We start from the raw sequence: 18,973 nt of genomic DNA, 5'->3' as shown, positions 1-18,973 counted from the left end.
ATTTGAATTGAAAATTTTTTCATTTTTCTGGTTAATAACCGGATAAATGATAGAATTAACATGATTACTTAATTATATAACAACTCACAGGGAAGGATATTGAAACAATATGTCAGAAACGAATAATTTGACACTTCACACCGACTTTTATGAAATTAACATGATGGCGACCTATTTTGAAAAGCACATGGAAAACCGTCATGCTGTTTTCGAGGTGTTCTTCCGGAAACTGCCATTCGGGAACGGTTATGCCGTCTATGCAGGCCTGGAGCACATTATTCAATACATCGAAAATCTTAAGTTTACCGATTCAGACATTGATTATTTAAAGGCAGTTACCGATTATCCTGATAGTTTTTTGGAATACCTGCGTCATTTTAAATTTGGGGGGACAATCCGATCGGCTTATGAGGGAGATGTAGTGTTTGCTAATGAACCTATTTTACAGGTTGAAGGTACCCTTTGTGAATGTCAATTGGTTGAAACAGCTATTTTAAATATGGTTAATTACCAAACCCTAATTGCAACAAAAGCATCCCGGATTCGAACGGTGGTTGGCAATGATCCATTGATGGAGTTTGGGAGTCGGCGCGCCCAAGAAGTTTCTGCCGCCATTTGGGGGACTCGGGCAGCAATTATTGGTGGATTTAACGCCACTTCAAACGTACTTGCGGGCAAAACTTTTGGGATTCCAATTAGCGGCACCCATGCGCATTCGCTAGTCGAGTCGTTTGGCAACGACTATGATGCCTTTAATGCCTATGCACAGACTCACCACGATTGTGTTTTCTTAGTTGACACCTATGACACCCTTAAAAGTGGTGTGCCAAGTGCGATAAGGGTTGCGAACGAAATGGGCGACAAAATTAATTTTGCTGGCGTCCGGTTGGATTCCGGCGACATGGCCTACTTATCCAAACGGGTTCGAGAAGTGCTCGATCATGCTGGTTACACCGATACGAAGATTTATGCTTCCAATGACCTTGACGAAACGACGATTGCCAGCTTGAAGATGCAGCATGCCAAGATTGACGTTTGGGGAGTTGGTACGAAGGTGATCACGGCATTTGATCAACCTGCTTTAGGTGCTGTTTATAAAATGGTGTCAGTGGAAGATGACCATGGCAAAATGGTTGACCGGATTAAAATTTCTGGTAACGCGGAGAAAGTTTCCACGCCTGGTAAAAAACAGGTTTGGCGAATCACCGATACCAAGGATGGAAAGTCAGAGGGCGATTATATTACGTTAGCCAATGAGGATCCTAGGGACGAAAAATCGATTTATATGTTCCATCCAAACTACACTTACATTAACAAGACGGTTGAAAATTTTGATGCGGAACCGTTGCTGAAAACCATTTACAGGGATGGAGAATTGGTTTATGATCGTCCTAATTTAGCTCAGATAAGTGAGTACGCCAAAAAGGAATTAGCAGCTTTGTGGCCGGAATATCGGCGTGAGTTAAATCCTCAAAAATACCCGGTTGACTTGTCACAAAAATGTTGGGATAACAAGCGTGATATTATTGAAAAAGTTAGAAATTATGTTCAACAAATAAAATACTGATGAGGGATGCATATGAGAGCAAAGCAGCAGGAAATTATTAATGCCTTAAAAGTAAAACCAGAGATTGACCCAAACGAGGAAATTCGCCGAAGTGTTGAATTCTTAAAAAGTTATTTAAAAAAATATCCATTTTTAAAGTCACTTGTCTTAGGGATCTCTGGTGGTCAAGATTCTACGCTAGCAGGTAAGTTGGCCCAGATGGCAATTGCTGAGCTTCGCCAGGAAACTGGTGATAATGATTATCAATTTATTGCTGTTCGCTTACCATACGGTATTCAGGCGGATGAATCTGACGCGTTAGAAGCCATTAAATTTATGGATGCGGATCAGGTTTTTCGGGTTGATATCAAAGCGGCCGTTGATGCAGCTGTTAAATCTGTTGAAGCAAACGGGATCAAGGTTAGTGATTTTAATAAGGGTAATGTCAAAGCCCGCCAACGAATGATTGCCCAGTATGCCATTGCTGGGGAAACCGGCGGGGCGGTTGTTGGGACTGACCATGCCGCAGAAGCAGTTACCGGATTTTACACCAAGTTTGGCGACGGGGCGGCTGACATCACGCCGCTATGGCGATTGGATAAGCGCCAAGGAAAGCAATTATTGAATTTATTAGGCGCACCAAAGCACTTGTATGAAAAGACACCAACCGCAGATCTTGAAGATAATCGACCAGCTTTGCCGGATGAAGTCACCTTGGGAGTTACCTATCAAGATATTGATGCCTATCTTGAAGGAAAGGAAGTTTCTGAAAAAGCTGCTGAAACGATTGAAGGTTGGTACCGTAAGACTGAACATAAGCGGCATACCCCAATTAATGTTTATGATACCTTCTGGAAGTAATTAATTAGTGACATTTTATTAGCGATTATGTATAATAATGATAAATAAAGGGAGTAACCGGCAGCAATATGCTGCGATTATCTCGTCAACGTGAAATACTTGTATTTCCGGGATAATTCTTAAATGGTGAGACTTGTGGATTCTTCATGCGAAGAAGGCCATGGGTCTCTTTTCTTTTAGGACAGCTGCGTCAGGCAGAAACTTCCATATAAGCACCTTAATCAGAAATCCCAAAACCGGGGATTTCTGATTAAGGAGACTTATATTCCAGTTTCTAAGCGCCTGACTCCGCTCACTTATTTAGGATAGCTATGCAAAGAAGAACTCTGCACATAAGCACCACCAGCAAAAATTCCAGAACCGGGAATTCCTGCTGGCGGAGACTTATGCTCCGAGTCCTAGGCGCTTTGCTCCGCTCACTTATTTTTAGGACAGCTGTGCAGAGCAGAAACTTCCACATAAGCACCTCTAACAAAATCCCCCAAAACCAGGATTTCTGTTAGAGGAGACTTATGTTCCAGTTTCTAACCGCTTTGCTTTGCTCACTTATTTTTAGGACAGCTGCGCAAAGCAGAGATCTGCGCGTAAGCTCCTCTAACAAAAATCCCAAAACCAGGGATTTCCGTTAGAGGAGACTTACGCTCCGATCTCTAACCGCTTTGCTTCGCTCACTTATTTTTAGGACAGCTATGCAAAGCAGAAACTTCCACATAAGCACCTCTAACAAAATCCCCCAAAACCAGGATTTCTGTTAGAGGAGACTTATGTTCCAGTTTCTAACCGCTTTGCTTTGCTCACTTATTTTTAGGACAGCTGCGCAAAGCAGAGATCTGCGCGTAAGCTCCTCTAACAAAAATCCCAAAACCAGGGATTTCCGTTAGAGGAGACTTACGCTCCGATCTCTAACCGCTTTGCTTCGCTCACTTATTTTTAGGACAGCTATGCAAAGCAGAAACTTCCACATAAGCACCTCTAACAAAATCCCCCAAAACCAGGATTTCTGTTAGAGGAGACTTATGTTCCAGTTTCTAACCGCTTTGCTCCGCTCACTTATTTTTAGGAGGAAGTTAATGAAACAGGAAAAAGTCGCATATCAACGATCAGTAGCAGACATCATGCAGCAAATGAAATCGGATCCAAATGGGTTAACAACTCAGGCAGTTGCCGAGCGACGTGATCAGTTTGGCCAAAATAAATTGCAGGCGAAACGGCGGACGACTCTGCTGGAAAAATTTATCGCCCAATTTAAGGACTTAATGATTATTATTTTAATTGTCGCTGCGGTCATTGCCGGGGTTGCTGGTGAGCAAGTGGATGCCATTATCATCCTTGCTGTTGTGATTTTAAACGCTGTCTTCGGCGTTTTTCAAGAATCTAAGGCTGAAAATGCCATCGATTCTTTGAAGCAAATGTCAGCGCCAATGGCAACTGTTCTAAGAAATGGTGAGTCAGTGTCAATTAAAAGTGAGGACGTCGTTCCCGGTGACATTGTGTTGTTGGAAGCCGGTGATGTGGTTCCCGCCGATTTACGATTAACCGAGGCGAATTCTTTAAAGATCGAAGAAGCTGCTTTGACTGGTGAGTCAGTTCCTGTTAATAAGCAGGTTGACACAATCTCAGATGACGATTTGCCGCTTGGTGACCGTAAGAATCTTGGCTTTATGAATAGTAATGTCACTTCTGGCCGCGGAGTTGGTGTGGTGATTGGCACGGGGATGAATACTGAAGTTGGTAAGATTGCTCATATGCTTAATACGACCGAAGAGTCAACAACGCCGCTTCAAGATAATTTGAAGTCACTGGGAAAAATGCTGACAGTTTTAATCCTAGTGATCGCCGTTATTGTCTTTGGGATGGGGATGCTTCGTGGGCAGGAAACCTTAATTAATATGCTCTTGACCGCAATTTCGTTAGCCGTTGCTGCCATTCCAGAAGGGTTACCCGCGATCGTAACGGTTACGTTAGCGCTAGGAACCCAGCAGATGGCGAGACATCGGGCTTTAATCCGAAAATTACCAGCGGTTGAAACGTTAGGGAGTACTGACATTATTTGCTCGGATAAAACCGGGACGTTAACGCAAAATAAGATGACCGTTGAAAAAGTATTTTTGAACAACCAATTACAGGATTCAGCGGCTGCTCATCTTGATTTGCAAGATCGGCTTGCTCAAATTATGGTATTGAATAATGATACAAAATTCCAAGAAGATCAATTGGCAGGCGATCCAACTGAAACAGCGTTGATTTCATTTTATTTGAATAAAGACCAACCAGTTCAAAATTTTGTTGATCAACATCAACGTCTTGCAGAAATTCCCTTCGATTCAGAACGAAAATTGATGTCGACGTTTAACCAAATGGCGGACGGTAAAATTTTAATGACCATGAAGGGTGCTCCAGACCAGTTATTGCAGCGGGCTACCAAGATTCAAAATGGTGATCAAGTACGCGAAATTACCGCTGATGATAAAAAAGAAATCAGTGACACAAACCATCAATTGGCAACTCAGGCACTTCGAGTATTAGCTTTTGCCTATCGGGATGTTGATCAAGTGCCAACTGATCTAACCAGTGCCGCTCAGGAGCGCGATATGACGTTTGTTGGCTTAATTGGGATGATTGATCCTGAACGACCTGAAGTTGCTCAGGCGGTTGCTGAAGCTAAATCAGCGGGGATCAAGTCAGTCATGATTACCGGTGATCACCAGGATACGGCCCAAGCAATTGCTAAGCGGTTGGGGATTATTGGCCATGGTGAGTCGCAGGCTGACAATAAGGTGATTAACGGGGCGCAACTAGACGAATTATCAGATAGTCAATTTGATAATGAGGTTGGCAACATTGCCGTCTATGCTCGGGTTGCTCCGGAACACAAGGTACGAATTGTGAAGGCTTGGCAGAAAAAAGGTAAGGTCGTTGCTATGACGGGTGATGGAGTTAATGACGCTCCTGCCTTAAAGACCGCTGATATTGGGGTCGGGATGGGAATTACCGGTACCGAAGTTTCAAAGGAAGCCAGCGATATGGTGTTGGCCGATGATAACTTTGCGACCATCGTAACTGCGGTTAGAGCCGGCCGAAAAGTATTTTCAAACATTCAAAAATCACTTCAGTATTTACTCTCTGCTAACTTAGGTGAAGTACTAACCCTCTTTGTGATGACGATGATGGGCTGGGAAATTTTGGCCCCTGTCCAAATTCTGTGGATCAATCTGGTTACGGATACGTTCCCGGCAATTGCTTTAGGAGTTGAACCTGCTGAGCCTGGTATCATGAAACGTAAGCCTAGAGGCAGGTCATCGAACTTCTTATCAGGCGGTATTATGAGCAATATCATGTATCAAGGATTCTTTGAAGGCTTTATTACGCTGGCAGTTTATGCCTTTGCGATTATCAATCCAGTTCATTCGACGGATGCGTTGATTCACGCTGATGCTTTAACAATGGCATACGCGACGCTTGGGTTAATCCAGCTATTCCACGCATTTAACTCCAAAACAATTCATCAATCAATCTTTAGAGTTGGACTGTTTAAGAACCGGTTCTTTAATTGGGCATTGTTAGGGTCAACGATTCTATTGATTGCAACAATTGCTGTACCGGGCTTCAACGAAATGTTTCATGTTTCTAATTTAACGGCTTCTCAGTGGTTAGTGGTTGTATTTGGTGGTTTCATGATCGTTGTCGTAACAGAAGTAGTAAAATATATTCAGAGACACTTTTTCCACAAACAATAATTAATAGGGGAATGATTATTTTGAAACCACAGGATATGCAAAGATATGTCAAAGTAGTGTCTGATGTGATTGATTCAACATCAGCCAACGGTGAAGATTTGAATGCGGATTTTGAAGTTTTACGAAAGGCAATTAATGATGATACGGTTTCTGATTTAACGACTGAACAGTTAACAAAAATTAAAACGCATTTTCAGTCCGGAACCGATAAGTATCAAGATAACGTCAATAAATTACAACAGGCGCCAGTTCCAGTAAAGGTGTTAGGAAAACATAAGATGTTGGTAAGACATTATGAAGACTATGCCAACGCCTGCCAGGCAATGACGGACAGTGTCGATCCAGAGGCGGTAACAATTGATGTTGATAAGTTCAATAAGTCGGAAAAGGATCAAGAAGCTAGCATTGCCAAGGTATCGAGTGTGACTACTCGGATTATGGGAATGTAGTAAGTGAGCGGAGCAAAGCGGTTAGAAGTCGGAGCCTAAGTGACTCCGTTCAGAAATCCCTGGGTTTGGGATTTTTGAACGGAGTGGCTTAGGTGCAGACTTCTGCTTTGCGGAGCGATCCTAATCTATGTAAAAGAGAACGAACATGATGTAAAGTGGGAATCGGACTTTTGTTAAGGGCATTTACACGCAAGCCCCTGCTTGATACGACACACTAAGATACTAAGAAACCAAAAATTTCGTGGGATTAGGATTCAACCGGCGAAAAATTTCCAGATTATCTCATCTAAACACAATTAAACAGTTGCACCTAAGGCGATAAACCGATTGTTCCAGTTATGGAATGGTTGATTTGTCGCCTTAAATAATGGGATTAACATGTTAGTTTCCTGAATTTTATATCTCCCAATAATTTTTCCCAGCCACTGAACATGATATAATTAATTTTGACATTATTTGATGAGGTGGAATAAATGACTGAAACACTTGCTGAGAAGATTCGGCATGATTTACCTAAATTACGAATTAAACAAATTTCTGAAACGCTCAAGATGTTTGATGAAGGGGATACGGTTCCCTTTATCGCTCGGTATCGAAAGGAGCGGACCAATAACCTTGATGAAGTTGAGATTAGGGATATTCAGTCAGCTGCTCATCGAATTGAAACGTTGGATAAGCGAAGAGCTGAAGTTATCAAGATAATTGATGAACAAGGTAAGCTAACACCAAAATTGACGTCACAGCTTCAAGCAGCAACGGTTCTCCAACAAGTGGAAGATTTGTATCTGCCATACAAACAAAAACGGCGGACAAAAGCGACTATCGCAAAGGAAAGGGGCTTGCAGCCACTGGCCGATGCAGCGTTGAAGTTTGCCGATAATTTAGATGAGCTAGCTCAGCAGGCAGTTGATCCAGATAAAGAATTACCAGATAAGCAGGCTGTTTTTGATGGCATTCACGAGATCCTTGCTGAGGCGTTTGGTGACCAGGCTGATTTTAGGAAATGGGTTCGCCAAAACACCAACCAATATGGGTCAATTGTGACCAAGGTTAAAAAAAGCGGCAAGGCAGCTGATGAAGAAGGAACCTATCAGCAATACTATGATTTTTCCCAGTCTGTTAAGTCAATTCCGTCATTTAGAACTCTGGCCATCAACCGGGGTGAAAAAGCAGGCATTCTTTCCGTTAAGATTGATGTGAACGAAGCACCAATTGACTGGCATTTAAAGGCCAACACGGTTGGAACGCATACGGGGCTCGCGGCTGAAATTGTAGAAAAGGCGACATTGGATGCCTACTCCCGTTTTATTGGCCCAGCAATTGAACGGGAGATTCGCAAAGAACTCAGTGAAATTGCCTATAACCACGCTATTGAGGTCTTTGGTAAAAATCTCTATAACCTCTTAATGCAAGCGCCACTAAAGGGAAAAATTGTGATGGGCTTCGATCCAGCCTATCGAACCGGCTGTAAACTAGCGGTTGTTGATCAAAATGGCAAGTATTTGGCTAAAACCGTTATTTATCCTCACAAACCTGCTGGTGAGGCGAAGCGAAAAGCTGCTAAGGGCGAATTCATTGATTTTATCAACCAGAATCACGTTGAAATGATCGCCATTGGAAATGGAACGGCTAGTCGGGAGTCGGAACAGTTTGTTGCCGATGCAATTAAAGAAATTAAGACGCCCGTGTATTATGTGATTGTTAACGAAGCCGGTGCCTCGGTTTATTCGGCTAGTAAAATTGCCCGGGAGGAATTTCCCGACTTTAGCGTTGAACAACGATCGGCGGTTAGTATTGCTCGGCGGATTCAAGATCCACTGGCAGAACTTGTCAAAATAGATCCTCAGGCCATTGGTGTTGGTCAGTATCAACATGACGTTCCCCAAAAACAACTAACAGAACAGCTAGATCAGGTTGTTGAAACCGCTGTTAACCAAGTGGGGGTTAATTTGAATACCGCTAGCCCCGATCTGTTAGTTCATATATCAGGACTAACCAAATCAACGGCTAACAATATCGTTAAATATCGTAACCAGTCAGGGAAATTTTCCAACCGTTCCGAACTAAAAAAGGTGCCGCGACTAGGACCTAAAGCCTTTGAACAATCAGTTGGTTTCTTGCGGATCGTTGGTGGGACTAATCCATTAGATAATACCGATATTCATCCAGAAAGTTATTCTGCCGCTCATCAATTGCTGGAACAATACGACTTAGATGAAGCTGACCTTGGGAAACCAGTGATTGCCCAAAAGCTCAGTCAAATTGATTTTAATCAACTTACCCAGTCCCTAGCAGTTGGGAAGGAAACCCTTCAAGATATCATTAAGGGCATTGAAACGCCTGGCCGTGATCTGCGAGATGAGATGCCGGCGCCGTTACTTCGAAAAGATGTTTTAACAATGGCAGATCTTAAGTCTGGTATGAAATTACAGGGAACCGTCCGCAATGTGGTTGACTTTGGGGTATTTGTTGACATTGGGGTCAAACAGGATGGACTTGTCCATATTTCTAAAATGAGTGAACACTTTGTCAAGGATCCGAGTAAAGTTGCTTCAGTTGGAGATATTGTGACTGTTTGGATTGATTCAGTTGATGCTGACCGTCACCGAATCCAATTGACGATGGTGGATCCTACAGGAGATAAGAAGTAAGCTTATGACGAACACTGAATTACAACGATTGGTTGAACAAATTTCGATTAAGTTTTTTGCAAAATCGTTCAACCACCATGCCTACTTTAATTCCCGTTTGCGGACAACTGGCGGCCGTTATCATTTAGACAGCCATGATATTGACATCAACCCAAAGATGGATAATGATCCGACTCATCAGGTGCTCATTGGGATTGTTAAGCACGAGTTGTGTCATTACCATCTGCATATGGCTGGATTTAGTGCCAAACATAATACCCCAGAATTTAAGCGGCTCCTACTAGCAGTCGGGGGCTCCAGGTATGCACCACGGTTAGGTAATCGAGTAACTTCTCGTTTTAGTTATCTTTACCGGTGCGATCAATGCGGCTTGGAGTATCATAGGAAACGAAAGATTAACGTTTCTAAATATGTTTGTGGTCGCTGTCATGGCAAGTTACGGTTGATTAATTATCAATTAGAAAAAGTGTCGAAAGGAGTTTGACAATGGCAAAAATAATTATTAGGGTTCCGGCAACCTCTGCTAACGTCGGTTCGGGATTGGACTCTGTTGGAATTGCATTGCACTTGTACTACACAGTTATTGTGGAAGAAAAGACTGACAAGTGGAAGGTTAATCATGCTTTGGGTGCTGACATCCCCACTGATGAGCGAAACTTAATTGTCCAAACGATTCTGAAGGTTAATCCAGATATCCATCCTAGGCAACTTACCGTAATTTCGGATGTACCAATTGCTCATGGGTTAGGCTCTAGCACGACGGCTGTGGTCGCAGGCATTAAGATTGCCAATGTGTTAGGGGAGTTAAATCTGTCACTAACTGATCAAATCAACCTGGGGTCTCAGTTTGAAGGCCATTCCGAAAACGTGGCGTCAGCCTTGCTTGGCGAAATGACGGTATCAACCTTTGATGGCAAGCAGGCGATTGCGACAAAAATTGCGTTGCCTGATATTTCAGCACTGATGTATATTCGTCCAGATGGAATAAGTGAAGCGCAAAGTCGCAAGAAGTTACCAGAAACAATTAATTTTGATGATGCCATTTATGCTAGCAGTAAAGAAAATGTGTTTGTTGCCCTTGCTTGCCAAGGAAAATGGGACGAAGCCGTTAAATTAATTGAGGGTGATCGAATTCACGAACCCGCCAGAAAAGATTTAGTACCAGAAATGGACACAATCTTGGAAACAGCCCACAAACTTAATATTTATGGGACCTATTTAAGTGGGCCAGGGCCGACTGTGGGCACCTTAGGGGATGAGGCATCCTTAACACAGCTGCGGATCGAATTACAACAAAAAAATATGAATGGTAGTTTACGCTTGTTACGAATTGATCAGGATGGTGCCACTGTTCGCGGTGAATAAGAAAATGGTTGTCATCGCTTCTGATTTCTGCTATAATTTTATCTGTTGATGCGGCCATGGCGGAATTGGCAGACGCGCAAGATTAAGGATCTTGTCGGGAATTATCCCGGTGGAAGTTCGAATCTTCTTGGCCGCATTGTTAAAGCTCGAATTACTATCATTTCGGTAGTGATTCGGGCTTTTTTAGTAAAATAACAAATCACAAAACTAATCAATAATTGGAGTTGACTGTATGAAGAATTTAATATTTGACGTTGATGGCACCTTAATTGATACTGAAAAAATGTATTTGTTACCACTTTACAAAACACTTAACGAGAATGGTTATGATATCAGTTATGAAAAGGTCAAAACGGTTTTTGGCATTACCGCTACTGACGCCCTAAAAATTTTAGGGGTTAAAAATGTTGATGAAATTCTTGATAAATGGTTTGGTCAGATTAAGGATTACAAACAGTATGCCCACGTTTATCCCGGCATCATTGAGACATTAAGTAAGCTTCATGCAGATCAAAATAACCGCTTAGCAATTGCCACGTCTAAGCTAGAAGCTGAATTCCACCGTGATGTTACCCGGTTTGGACTGGATAAGTATTTTGATGCCTTTGTATTTTCAGATCAAATTAAACGTGGGAAGCCAGCTCCTGATATGGTGCTTAAAGGCATTGAGAAATTGAATGCCAACCCGGAGGACACCATCTATATTGGGGATACGATTTATGACCTTCAAGCTGCGCACGCCGCTTCCGTCAAGTTTGCGTTGGCTGGTTGGCGAACGAAAAAGACTGCTGCCTTTGACACGACTGAATTTTACCTCGAAACCCCGGCCGATCTACTGAAATTATCATAATCAGTTATATGGAACCGCTCTTTTTGTGATATATTAGTGTTAACTCATTTGGCATTTAAGTTTGGTTATGAAAAAAATGAAAAGGTGATTTAATGATTTCGATTCTAGTGGCAAGTCATGGTAAATTATCAGAAGCGCTATTAAATACCGCGGAAATGATCGCTGGAAAACAGCAACAAGTTAGCTCACTAGCGCTCAATCCTAAGGACAGTGTTTCGTCGCTTAAAGACAAATATAATAAGGCCCTTAGTGTTTTTACGGCCCATCATGATGTGCTTATCTTTACTGATATGTGGGGCGGGTCGCCATTTGAGGCCGCCTGCAAGATTGTTGCCGATAATCCTAAACACATTGCCTTAATTTCGGGCGTTAATTTACCAATTTTATTGGAGGCATTTGTTTCACGAAATAACTCACTGGATGGGTTGGTTAAGCATCTATTGACGGTTTCTAAGAGTGCGGTTCAACAATATCACTTACCAGCGGCGAATTAATTGAAACCATTTTTTAAGAGTGTTTGTAATGGGCTAACTAGGAGGCTATTTAGATTAAGTTGGGTTTAAATAGCCAGGATGGGTTGAGAGAGGATTTGAGGTCAATGAACAATTTATTCGATGTATTAAAGATGGTTAGTTTTAATCACATGCTATTTGATCCATCACAGGTCGTGATTACTGATCTTGAAGGGAAACCCAATGGGATCTTGACGGACTTGTATCGCGACGTTGTTAACAAGATTAATTTGTTTATTGATTTAAGGTCTGCTAGAGATGCCGGTGATGTTTTGACGCTGTTACGAGCTCATACGCCACTTCCAGATGATGTTTTGGAAGAGTATGGCAAAATTTTAGAGGAACCGTTGATTCGGATAAACTTTGCCCCGCAAAAGGGTCAAATGGAATTACAGGTGCGCGGGTAGAAGTAAGTGAGTGACACAGGTAATTAGAAACTGGATTAGATCTACTTTATAATAAAAAATGTCAACTTTAAACAATTGAAGCGCATCCACCAAGTCCTGCGTCAAGGACTTGGTGGATGCGCTTCAATGTATACATTATTCTGACTTATTATCAAATAAAGATGACGATAGGGTAACTGGCCAATTCTTTTTCAATTAAAAAGACTGTATTCATTCTAAAATCAAGAACGAAGACAGTCTTTTATTTAATCCCAAAATACAATGATTGAAGTTAGCCTAATAGCCGTTGTAGGTTGAGGCTTGTTGATCTCCAGTGTCTCCGGTTGAATTATCGGTTTGGGTTTGGGCATTTTGTAACTTAGTTGATTTACTCAGTCCAAGGGTTGATCGGATATCATTTGAAACCCGCAATAGTTCTGTTTGAGGAACTACCTGGTAAGAAAGACCGTCGATCATTGCATTTTCGCCTTGTAGCGTTTGTGATTTAATATGGTGAGTTGCATCACCGTATTTAGCTCTGACTGCAATCATATCATCGAAAGTCATGTCAGTCTTCATGTTGCCAGTTAACGAAGAAAGAATTGATTTATACCTTGGTAATGACGTGACGTTTAATCCCTTCATAACAAGCTTTTTAATAATTTGGCGTTGCCTTGCTTGACGACCATAATCCCCACGAGGATCATCGTCACGCATTCGAGCGTAATCAAGTGCTTGTTTACCATTCAAGTGGGTCTTCTTTCCCTTAACGACATTTGCGTGGCCGTATTGGAAGGTTAATGGCGGAACAACATCGACGCCGCCGACGGCATTAACCATTGTCTCTAGGCCACCCATGTTGATGATTGCGTAGAAATCAATCGGAATGTCCAACAAGTTCTGGACGGTCTTGACGGCTGTCCCAGCGCCGCCAATCGTATAGGCTGCGTTGATCTTTTCATATGGCATTGTATCGCCTGGAACGGTGACCTTTGTATCTCGGGCAATACTAGTCAAATGAATTGTTTTCTTCTTAGCATTAACGGTGGCAACGATCATTGTATCCGTTCGGCCAGTATCATGTCGGCCAAGGGCGCCAGTATCCGTTCCTAATAGGAGAATTGATAACGGCTTGCCCTTTCGAATAACCGAGGAAACGTTTCGAGCTTTTTGAATATTAGTTGCGTCATACGTTTCCTTGAAGGTTTTTTGGGCACTTTTATAGGCACCGTACCCCCAAATTAAGCCGCCAGCAACAATAAGTAGGAAGGCGAGAAAAACGGACCAACCGATAATCCTGCGTTTCCGCTTGTTGCCTTTCTTATAATGGGGCTTCTTATCAGCTCTTCTTGAATATACAGGTTCAAAATCATTTTTATTGTCTGATGGCATAGTGACTCCTCGTTTAAAAAATTCTTACAAAAGTATATTGCAGTTTAGAGTTGAGATGCAGAAATCTTTCGTTATTTAAACATAATTTAATAATTCTGGTCAATTGATACCCAAACCTATCTAATAGATTATAGCAAAATGTGGATTCTAATTGTGCTATAATATAGCATTGTTATTCATTTTTTTAGAATTGGGGAATGCATATGGCGGTTTTTGGTTCAGCAGTATCTGGGGTTTTGATTATCTTAATTATGATCGCCCTGGGGTTTATATTGGCCAGGAATGACTGGTTTGATAATAAAATGACAAGTATGTTTGCAAGGTTGGTTACCCAAATTGCCTTACCAGCGTATATGATTTCAACCATTATGAGAAAATTTACGGCGAAAATGTTACTGAAAACACTTCCGGATTTATTTTTCCCGATTGTGTCAATGTTTTTACTCTATATTATCTCGATCTTTGTCGTAAAATTTGCTCGAATTCCTAAGATGCATTCAGGATTATTTAGGTCCATGTTTTCAAACTCTAACACGGTTTTTGTCGGGTTACCAGTTAATATGGCGTTGTTTGGCAGAAGTAGTTTACCCTTTGTGTTGGTTTACTATATGGCCAATACGACGTTTTTCTGGACACTGGGTGTTTATTTAATCCAAAAAGACGGTAAGGGTGAAGGATCGTTTAACTGGAAAACGACCGTTAAAAAGGTTTTCTCACCGCCACTGCTTGGCTTTATGGTTGGCGTGGTGTTGGTGTTACTTCATGTTTCATTGCCAGATTTCATCATGCAGGATTTTGACTATATTGGTAATTTAACCATTCCGCTTTCAATGATTTTTATTGGGATTTCAATTAATAATGTTGACTTGACCGATGTTCGCTTTGATCGTAGCAATTTTTTGATTTTATTCGGTCGCTTTTTACTGGCACCAGTTTTGATGTCGCTATTAGTGATTCCAACGCCAATGCCATTATTAATGAAACAGGTTTTCATCATGCAGGCAGCAATGCCAATTATGACAAATGCGCCAGTTGTTTCCAGACTGTACCACGCTGATTCAGAATACGCGTCGGTGATGGTTGCCGAAACAACGTTGTTGAGCCTAATTGTGATTCCAATCCTAATGGTGCTGGTCCAGCAGCTTCATTAACAGCATAATGGGACATCTTTGATTGTAACTGGAATTATTGGTACCATGATTAGTAGAAATTCAGTCATTTCAATTTTTAAACGAAGAGGATGAAGTTGTGCCAATACTAGTCATAATGCGCCATGGCGAAAGTCAGGCAAATCGAGATAATATCTTTACTGGCTGGAGTGACGTTGCCTTAACGCAAAAGGGGGTCGCTCAGGCTCATTCAGCAGGCAAGGTGATTGCAGCCACGGGAATCCAGTTTACAGATGTTCATACATCATTTTTAAAACGGGCAATTATTACCACAAATATTGTTCTTGATGAAATTGGTCAGAATTACATAGCTGAGCATAAGTCTTGGCGGTTGAATGAACGTCATTATGGCGGTCTACGCGGTAAGAATAAATTAGCGGTTAAAGACCAGGTCGGGGCCAAACAGTTAAAAATCTGGCGGCGTAGCTTTACGGTAGTCCCGCCACGACTAACTAAGCGGGATGAAGATCCTCGGTACGATCGGTACGGGGTGAAAATTCCACTGGCTGAAAGTTTAGAGATGACGATGGACCGCCTTATTCCATACTGGGTAGATCAAATTGCCCCGCAGCTGTTAGGTGGCAAAAATCAGTTGATTGTTGCCCACGGTAGTACGCTGAGAGCGTTAATTAAATTTTTGGAGAACGTTTCGGACGATGAAATTCCAAATATTGAAGTTCCGAATGGGAAGCCAATTAAGTATGAATTTGATGACCGGTTGAATATTATCCGAAAAGAATTTATGACGAAATAAAAAGTAACCAAAATGGTTAGAAGGCAGAGGTTATTTAACGAAGGTAAAAGTAAGTTGCTACTTGACACGATATGTTTTAATCAGCAACGGTAATCCAAGTTACTGCAGCAAACAAAGGATCGACTAAGAAATCCGTCACTAGCCTTCAAAAAAAATCGTGTTGCCATTCCAAAATTAGAGTGGCGACACGATTTTTTGCGGTTTCAGTTTCGTACGATGAGTTAAAACAAGTTGATTGGGTAAGTAATTAGGCTAATGCGCCCATCGGATCCCATGGTTTCAAAACAATTGGGTCTTGTTTTTGCGCTTTTTGTTGATCTTCAGTAAGGTATTTTTTGTTAATAACGAATTGATAAACAAATTCGTCCATCCAGTCGTCGCTCATGACAAAGTAACCCTTAGTGCCAACTTTTTCGCCCCAACTATTTTCGACTTTCCATTTAGTTGGTTTGCCGTCAACCAAATCAACCCCGGTAATGACCATTGCATGGGTCATTAGGCTTTCACTGTAATCTAACCGTTCAGCTTTGGAGAGTGAGAGGTCTGTATTGAATAGTTCATCTGGTGCGTAAAGGTGGGTATCCATGATTCCCTTCTTGCTATTTGAACTTTGGCCGACATCACTACCAAACCAAACAGACTCACCATTTTGAAGTTGTTTGATCGCAAGCTTTTTGAGTTCAGACATTTCTAAGTTTAAATGTTTGACTTGACGGCCGTTAACAACGTTACCTAACATTTCAATCGTATAAGTTTGATTAAAGGGTTTGTCGTCGGTTGGTGAATTAATGAGCGATACGTAATCTTCCAGGTTAACGCCAACGTATTTCTTGAAAAAGTCCTGTGGCGTGATATTTTGATCAATGTGATAGTTGTTGTCTTTATCACGGTATTCAAAGTCAAATTTCTTTGTGGGTTCACCCAAGGTGTAGCTCAACATCCGATAAATTTCGGTTAACATCTTTTCCTTGGTTTTGGCAATTTTGTTATCAGAAGCTTTGTCTGCAACAAGTTCACGAAGGATGGTTGCATCATGACGTAACTTAAGGTTAAGATACTTATTTAATTGGGCTGATTTTTCACTGCTGAAAGTTTCTGGCATGGCATATTTTGGCACGATGCCATACTTTTCAATTAGGGCACAAAGCATATCCCATTGACCGCCATCCTGTTGAGGTGTTTGCATTAGCCAGGAAACTTTTCTTGAATCGAGTGACTTATCTGCAGTTTTCAGAACATTTTCCAAAAAATAGTTTGACTTTTCAAACTTGTCCCAAAAATTTGTATAATTTTGAGATAATTCAAAATCATCAGCAACTTTCAACTCATTCATCAATCGAATTCTCATGGTGTTCAAAGCAGCAAACATCCAGCAGCGACCACTTTGCTTTTGGTCGGCAACTTTACCAGTTGAAAGGTCAATTGAAAAGACAGGGTCCATCTTGGATTCAGCGTCAAAGTCTTCGCTTGAAGCCAGAATACCCTGATGGGATACCGCCCGCTCAATTACCTTACTATCTTTTTTGTCGTTGAGATCCTCTTGAAATTGATTGATCTCATCTAATTTGATTTCTGATGTCAACAATAATCACTCTCCTTAATAACATGTTATTTTACGCTCATTATCCTAAAATCACCAGAGATTACACGGTTTTGAAAATAACAAAAGGGCGGTCAGAAACAAATTTTTGTTCCAACCGTCCTTGTTGATTTCGGGATAAATGAGAGAGGCTCAGTCGCAATCGGAGCCTAAGTGTCTCTCAGAAGAATTCTATCTTAATTTTGTTTACGAGCGTTTTGATCTTATAGACTAGAGCCGGGCCATTTTCTAACGACTTTTATTCGGCTTACTTTGTCAGAACCTCTGGGCCATCTTCTCGGCCCACAATCACTGTATCAACGATATTTAGGAAGAGGCCATGCTCAACAATTCCTGTCATTTGGTCTAAATCAAACGCTAAGCTTCTTGGATTTTCAATCCGTTGTAAATGTAAATCGATGATATCATTATTTGAATCAGTTTTAACTTTTTTACCATCTCTAATTCTGAACTGAGGGTGATAACCCTTTTCTTCAAGTCGTTTAAGGAGTTGTGTGCTGCCATAGGGGATTACCTCTAATGGCAAGGGGAATGAACCCAATTCATCTGCCATTTTGCTTTCGTCGACAATCCACATATTTTTATCCGAATTAATGGCAACAATTTTTTCCCAGAGATGAGCGCCGCCACCACCTTTAATTCCTTGAAAATGCTTATCAATTTGATCTGCACCATCAATGGTTAAATCGATATGGTCTACTTCATCGACCCCTTTGGTTTTGATACCAAGGCTATTTGCCTGTTTGCGGGTTCGTTCTGATGTTGGGACGCCGACAATTGATAAGCCTTCATTTTTAACTCGATCACCGAGAGCATCTACCATAAATTTAACGGTAGATCCGGTCCCTAACCCAACAACCGTATTGTTTTTAATATACTTAACGGCAGTTTTTCCAACTAATTGTTTAAGTTCATCTTGATGTGTCATTATATATAATTCCTTTCATTAATAAAAACTGTTTAAAGGTTTTACTAACCCACATTTTGCGTTTTTTTGCCTCTTTTGTCAATGTATCAAATCAGTAGAACATACGCTATACTTAACAAGATAAAATACTTTTAGAGGAGTTGCATTAAAATGAATCGTGGTTTTGAAATTGTTTCAAAATATGCTGACGCTAATTTAGCCTTGCCATATCGCACGACTAAGAACGCTGCCGGGTATGACTTTGAAAGTGCTGAAGATGTCATAATTCCATCTATTTGGAAATTAAATTTTTTAAAGATTCTATGGGCCATTCGTCACCAAAAGAATTTTGGCGAATCCGATTTGGAAAAAGCTAGGAAAGTTTTAAAACCATTTTTGATTCCTACCGGGATTAAGGCGTATATGAATTCAGATGAAGTGTTAATTATTGCGAACCGTTCCAGTAACCCATTAAAGCGGGGACTGGTAATCCCAAATGGTATTGGCGTTATTGATGCTGATTATTATAACAATAGCGGAAACGAAGGCGAAATCTTTGTCCAAATCCTAAATTTTGGCCTTTCAGACGTCAAGATTGGTAAGGGCGATAGAATTGCCCAGGGAATTTTTATGCCATATCTATTAACTGATCAAGATCGTTCGCAGCAGAAGCAAACGCGAAATGGTGGGTTTGGGTCGTCTGGCCGCTAGTTTTTAAGAGTGACTAAAGGATGGCCTGAACCAATTATCTTTTTTCGTAAAAGTGCTAAAATTAGAATTGTGTCACGTGGAAG

General features: G+C 41.3%; 16 protein-coding genes and 1 tRNA gene. 14 read left to right on the top strand and 3 right to left on the bottom strand.

All coding sequences use genetic code 11. From position 1 onward, the window contains the following. Window positions 1–109 precede the first annotated feature (109 nt). From FC98_RS07280 to FC98_RS07230, 11 genes are all read left to right on the top strand, one after another. The gene (locus FC98_RS07280; RefSeq protein WP_008855221.1) at window positions 110–1,567 is read left to right on the top strand and encodes a nicotinate phosphoribosyltransferase; all 1,458 of its coding nucleotides are present in this window, start codon (window positions 110–112) and stop codon (window positions 1,565–1,567) included. A gap of 12 nt (window positions 1,568–1,579) precedes the next feature. Next, window positions 1,580–2,407, top strand: coding sequence for an ammonia-dependent NAD(+) synthetase (nadE, locus tag FC98_RS07275; RefSeq protein ID WP_040470534.1), 828 nt, complete (start codon window positions 1,580–1,582; stop codon window positions 2,405–2,407). A 1,070-nt stretch (window positions 2,408–3,477) separates the two neighbouring features. After that, window positions 3,478–6,144 (top strand): calcium-translocating P-type ATPase, PMCA-type, encoded by a 2,667-nt coding sequence (locus FC98_RS07270; protein ID WP_056949380.1) that lies wholly within the window; start codon window positions 3,478–3,480, stop codon window positions 6,142–6,144. Window positions 6,145–6,164: 20 nt separating this feature from the next. Continuing rightward, window positions 6,165–6,593 (top strand): hypothetical protein, encoded by a 429-nt coding sequence (locus tag FC98_RS07265; RefSeq protein ID WP_054655420.1) that lies wholly within the window; start codon window positions 6,165–6,167, stop codon window positions 6,591–6,593. A gap of 473 nt (window positions 6,594–7,066) precedes the next feature. Next, window positions 7,067–9,244, top strand: a complete 2,178-nt coding sequence (locus FC98_RS07260; RefSeq protein WP_008858057.1) for a Tex family protein — start codon at window positions 7,067–7,069, stop codon at window positions 9,242–9,244. A gap of 4 nt (window positions 9,245–9,248) precedes the next feature. Further along, on the top strand, window positions 9,249–9,728 hold the full coding sequence (locus FC98_RS07255) for a SprT family protein (RefSeq protein WP_008858056.1): 480 nt from the start codon (window positions 9,249–9,251) through the stop codon (window positions 9,726–9,728). Between the two features lie 2 nt (window positions 9,729–9,730). Beyond that, on the top strand, window positions 9,731–10,609 hold the full coding sequence (thrB, locus tag FC98_RS07250; protein ID WP_008858055.1) for a homoserine kinase: 879 nt from the start codon (window positions 9,731–9,733) through the stop codon (window positions 10,607–10,609). 50 nt (window positions 10,610–10,659) lie between these two features. After that, window positions 10,660–10,745, top strand: a tRNA-Leu gene (locus FC98_RS07245). Window positions 10,746–10,841: 96 nt separating this feature from the next. Next, window positions 10,842–11,459 carry an HAD family hydrolase gene (locus FC98_RS07240; protein ID WP_054655418.1) on the top strand — a complete coding sequence of 206 codons (618 nt, stop codon included), beginning with the start codon at window positions 10,842–10,844 and terminating at the stop codon, window positions 11,457–11,459. A gap of 92 nt (window positions 11,460–11,551) precedes the next feature. Then, a complete protein-coding gene (locus FC98_RS07235; RefSeq protein ID WP_054655416.1) occupies window positions 11,552–11,953 on the top strand; it encodes a PTS sugar transporter subunit IIA in 402 nt (133 codons plus the stop codon). Between the two features lie 104 nt (window positions 11,954–12,057). After that, window positions 12,058–12,378, top strand: a complete 321-nt coding sequence (locus tag FC98_RS07230) for a hypothetical protein (RefSeq protein WP_008858051.1) — start codon at window positions 12,058–12,060, stop codon at window positions 12,376–12,378. 276 nt (window positions 12,379–12,654) lie between these two features. Here FC98_RS07230 and FC98_RS07225 read toward each other — a convergent pair whose 3' ends face one another. After that, a complete protein-coding gene (locus FC98_RS07225; RefSeq protein ID WP_056949379.1) occupies window positions 12,655–13,749 on the bottom strand; it encodes an LCP family protein in 1,095 nt (364 codons plus the stop codon). A 203-nt stretch (window positions 13,750–13,952) separates the two neighbouring features. Here FC98_RS07225 and FC98_RS07220 point away from each other — a divergent pair, with 203 nt between their 5' ends. Further along, entirely contained in the window at window positions 13,953–14,900 is a 948-nt protein-coding gene (locus tag FC98_RS07220) for an AEC family transporter (protein ID WP_056949378.1), read from the top strand. 97 nt (window positions 14,901–14,997) lie between these two features. Further along, on the top strand, window positions 14,998–15,672 hold the full coding sequence (locus FC98_RS07215) for a 2,3-bisphosphoglycerate-dependent phosphoglycerate mutase (protein WP_040471990.1): 675 nt from the start codon (window positions 14,998–15,000) through the stop codon (window positions 15,670–15,672). A gap of 247 nt (window positions 15,673–15,919) precedes the next feature. Here FC98_RS07215 and FC98_RS07210 read toward each other — a convergent pair whose 3' ends face one another. Both FC98_RS07210 and rpiA read right to left on the bottom strand, forming a co-directional pair. Then, the gene (locus FC98_RS07210; RefSeq protein WP_056949391.1) at window positions 15,920–17,254 is read right to left on the bottom strand and encodes a C1 family peptidase; all 1,335 of its coding nucleotides are present in this window, start codon (window positions 17,252–17,254) and stop codon (window positions 15,920–15,922) included. Between the two features lie 265 nt (window positions 17,255–17,519). Continuing rightward, on the bottom strand, window positions 17,520–18,200 hold the full coding sequence (gene rpiA / locus FC98_RS07205) for a ribose-5-phosphate isomerase RpiA (protein ID WP_008858269.1): 681 nt from the start codon (window positions 18,198–18,200) through the stop codon (window positions 17,520–17,522). 150 nt (window positions 18,201–18,350) lie between these two features. Between rpiA and FC98_RS07200 the strand changes: the two genes are divergently transcribed. Then, a complete protein-coding gene (locus FC98_RS07200) occupies window positions 18,351–18,890 on the top strand; it encodes a dCTP deaminase/dUTPase family protein (protein WP_008858268.1) in 540 nt (179 codons plus the stop codon). Window positions 18,891–18,973: the final 83 nt, after the last annotated feature.

The sequence above is a fragment of the Lentilactobacillus kisonensis DSM 19906 = JCM 15041 genome (assembly GCF_001434135.1).
GTDB classification, from domain to species: domain Bacteria; phylum Bacillota; class Bacilli; order Lactobacillales; family Lactobacillaceae; genus Lentilactobacillus; species Lentilactobacillus kisonensis.
This window is presented reverse-complemented; position numbering and strand designations above follow the sequence as displayed.

Coding starts and splice junctions, on each gene's coding strand:
- FC98_RS07280 (WP_008855221.1), top strand. CDS start 110: ATGTCAGAAACGAATAATTTGACACTTCACACCGACTTTTATGAAATT.
- nadE (WP_040470534.1), top strand. CDS start 1,580: ATGAGAGCAAAGCAGCAGGAAATTATTAATGCCTTAAAAGTAAAACCA.
- FC98_RS07270 (WP_056949380.1), top strand. CDS start 3,478: ATGAAACAGGAAAAAGTCGCATATCAACGATCAGTAGCAGACATCATG.
- FC98_RS07260 (WP_008858057.1), top strand. CDS start 7,067: ATGACTGAAACACTTGCTGAGAAGATTCGGCATGATTTACCTAAATTA.
- FC98_RS07255 (WP_008858056.1), top strand. CDS start 9,249: ATGACGAACACTGAATTACAACGATTGGTTGAACAAATTTCGATTAAG.
- thrB (WP_008858055.1), top strand. CDS start 9,731: ATGGCAAAAATAATTATTAGGGTTCCGGCAACCTCTGCTAACGTCGGT.
- FC98_RS07240 (WP_054655418.1), top strand. CDS start 10,842: ATGAAGAATTTAATATTTGACGTTGATGGCACCTTAATTGATACTGAA.
- FC98_RS07235 (WP_054655416.1), top strand. CDS start 11,552: ATGATTTCGATTCTAGTGGCAAGTCATGGTAAATTATCAGAAGCGCTA.
- FC98_RS07230 (WP_008858051.1), top strand. CDS start 12,058: ATGAACAATTTATTCGATGTATTAAAGATGGTTAGTTTTAATCACATG.
- FC98_RS07225 (WP_056949379.1), bottom strand. CDS start 13,749: ATGCCATCAGACAATAAAAATGATTTTGAACCTGTATATTCAAGAAGA.
- FC98_RS07220 (WP_056949378.1), top strand. CDS start 13,953: ATGGCGGTTTTTGGTTCAGCAGTATCTGGGGTTTTGATTATCTTAATT.
- rpiA (WP_008858269.1), bottom strand. CDS start 18,200: ATGACACATCAAGATGAACTTAAACAATTAGTTGGAAAAACTGCCGTT.
- FC98_RS07200 (WP_008858268.1), top strand. CDS start 18,351: ATGAATCGTGGTTTTGAAATTGTTTCAAAATATGCTGACGCTAATTTA.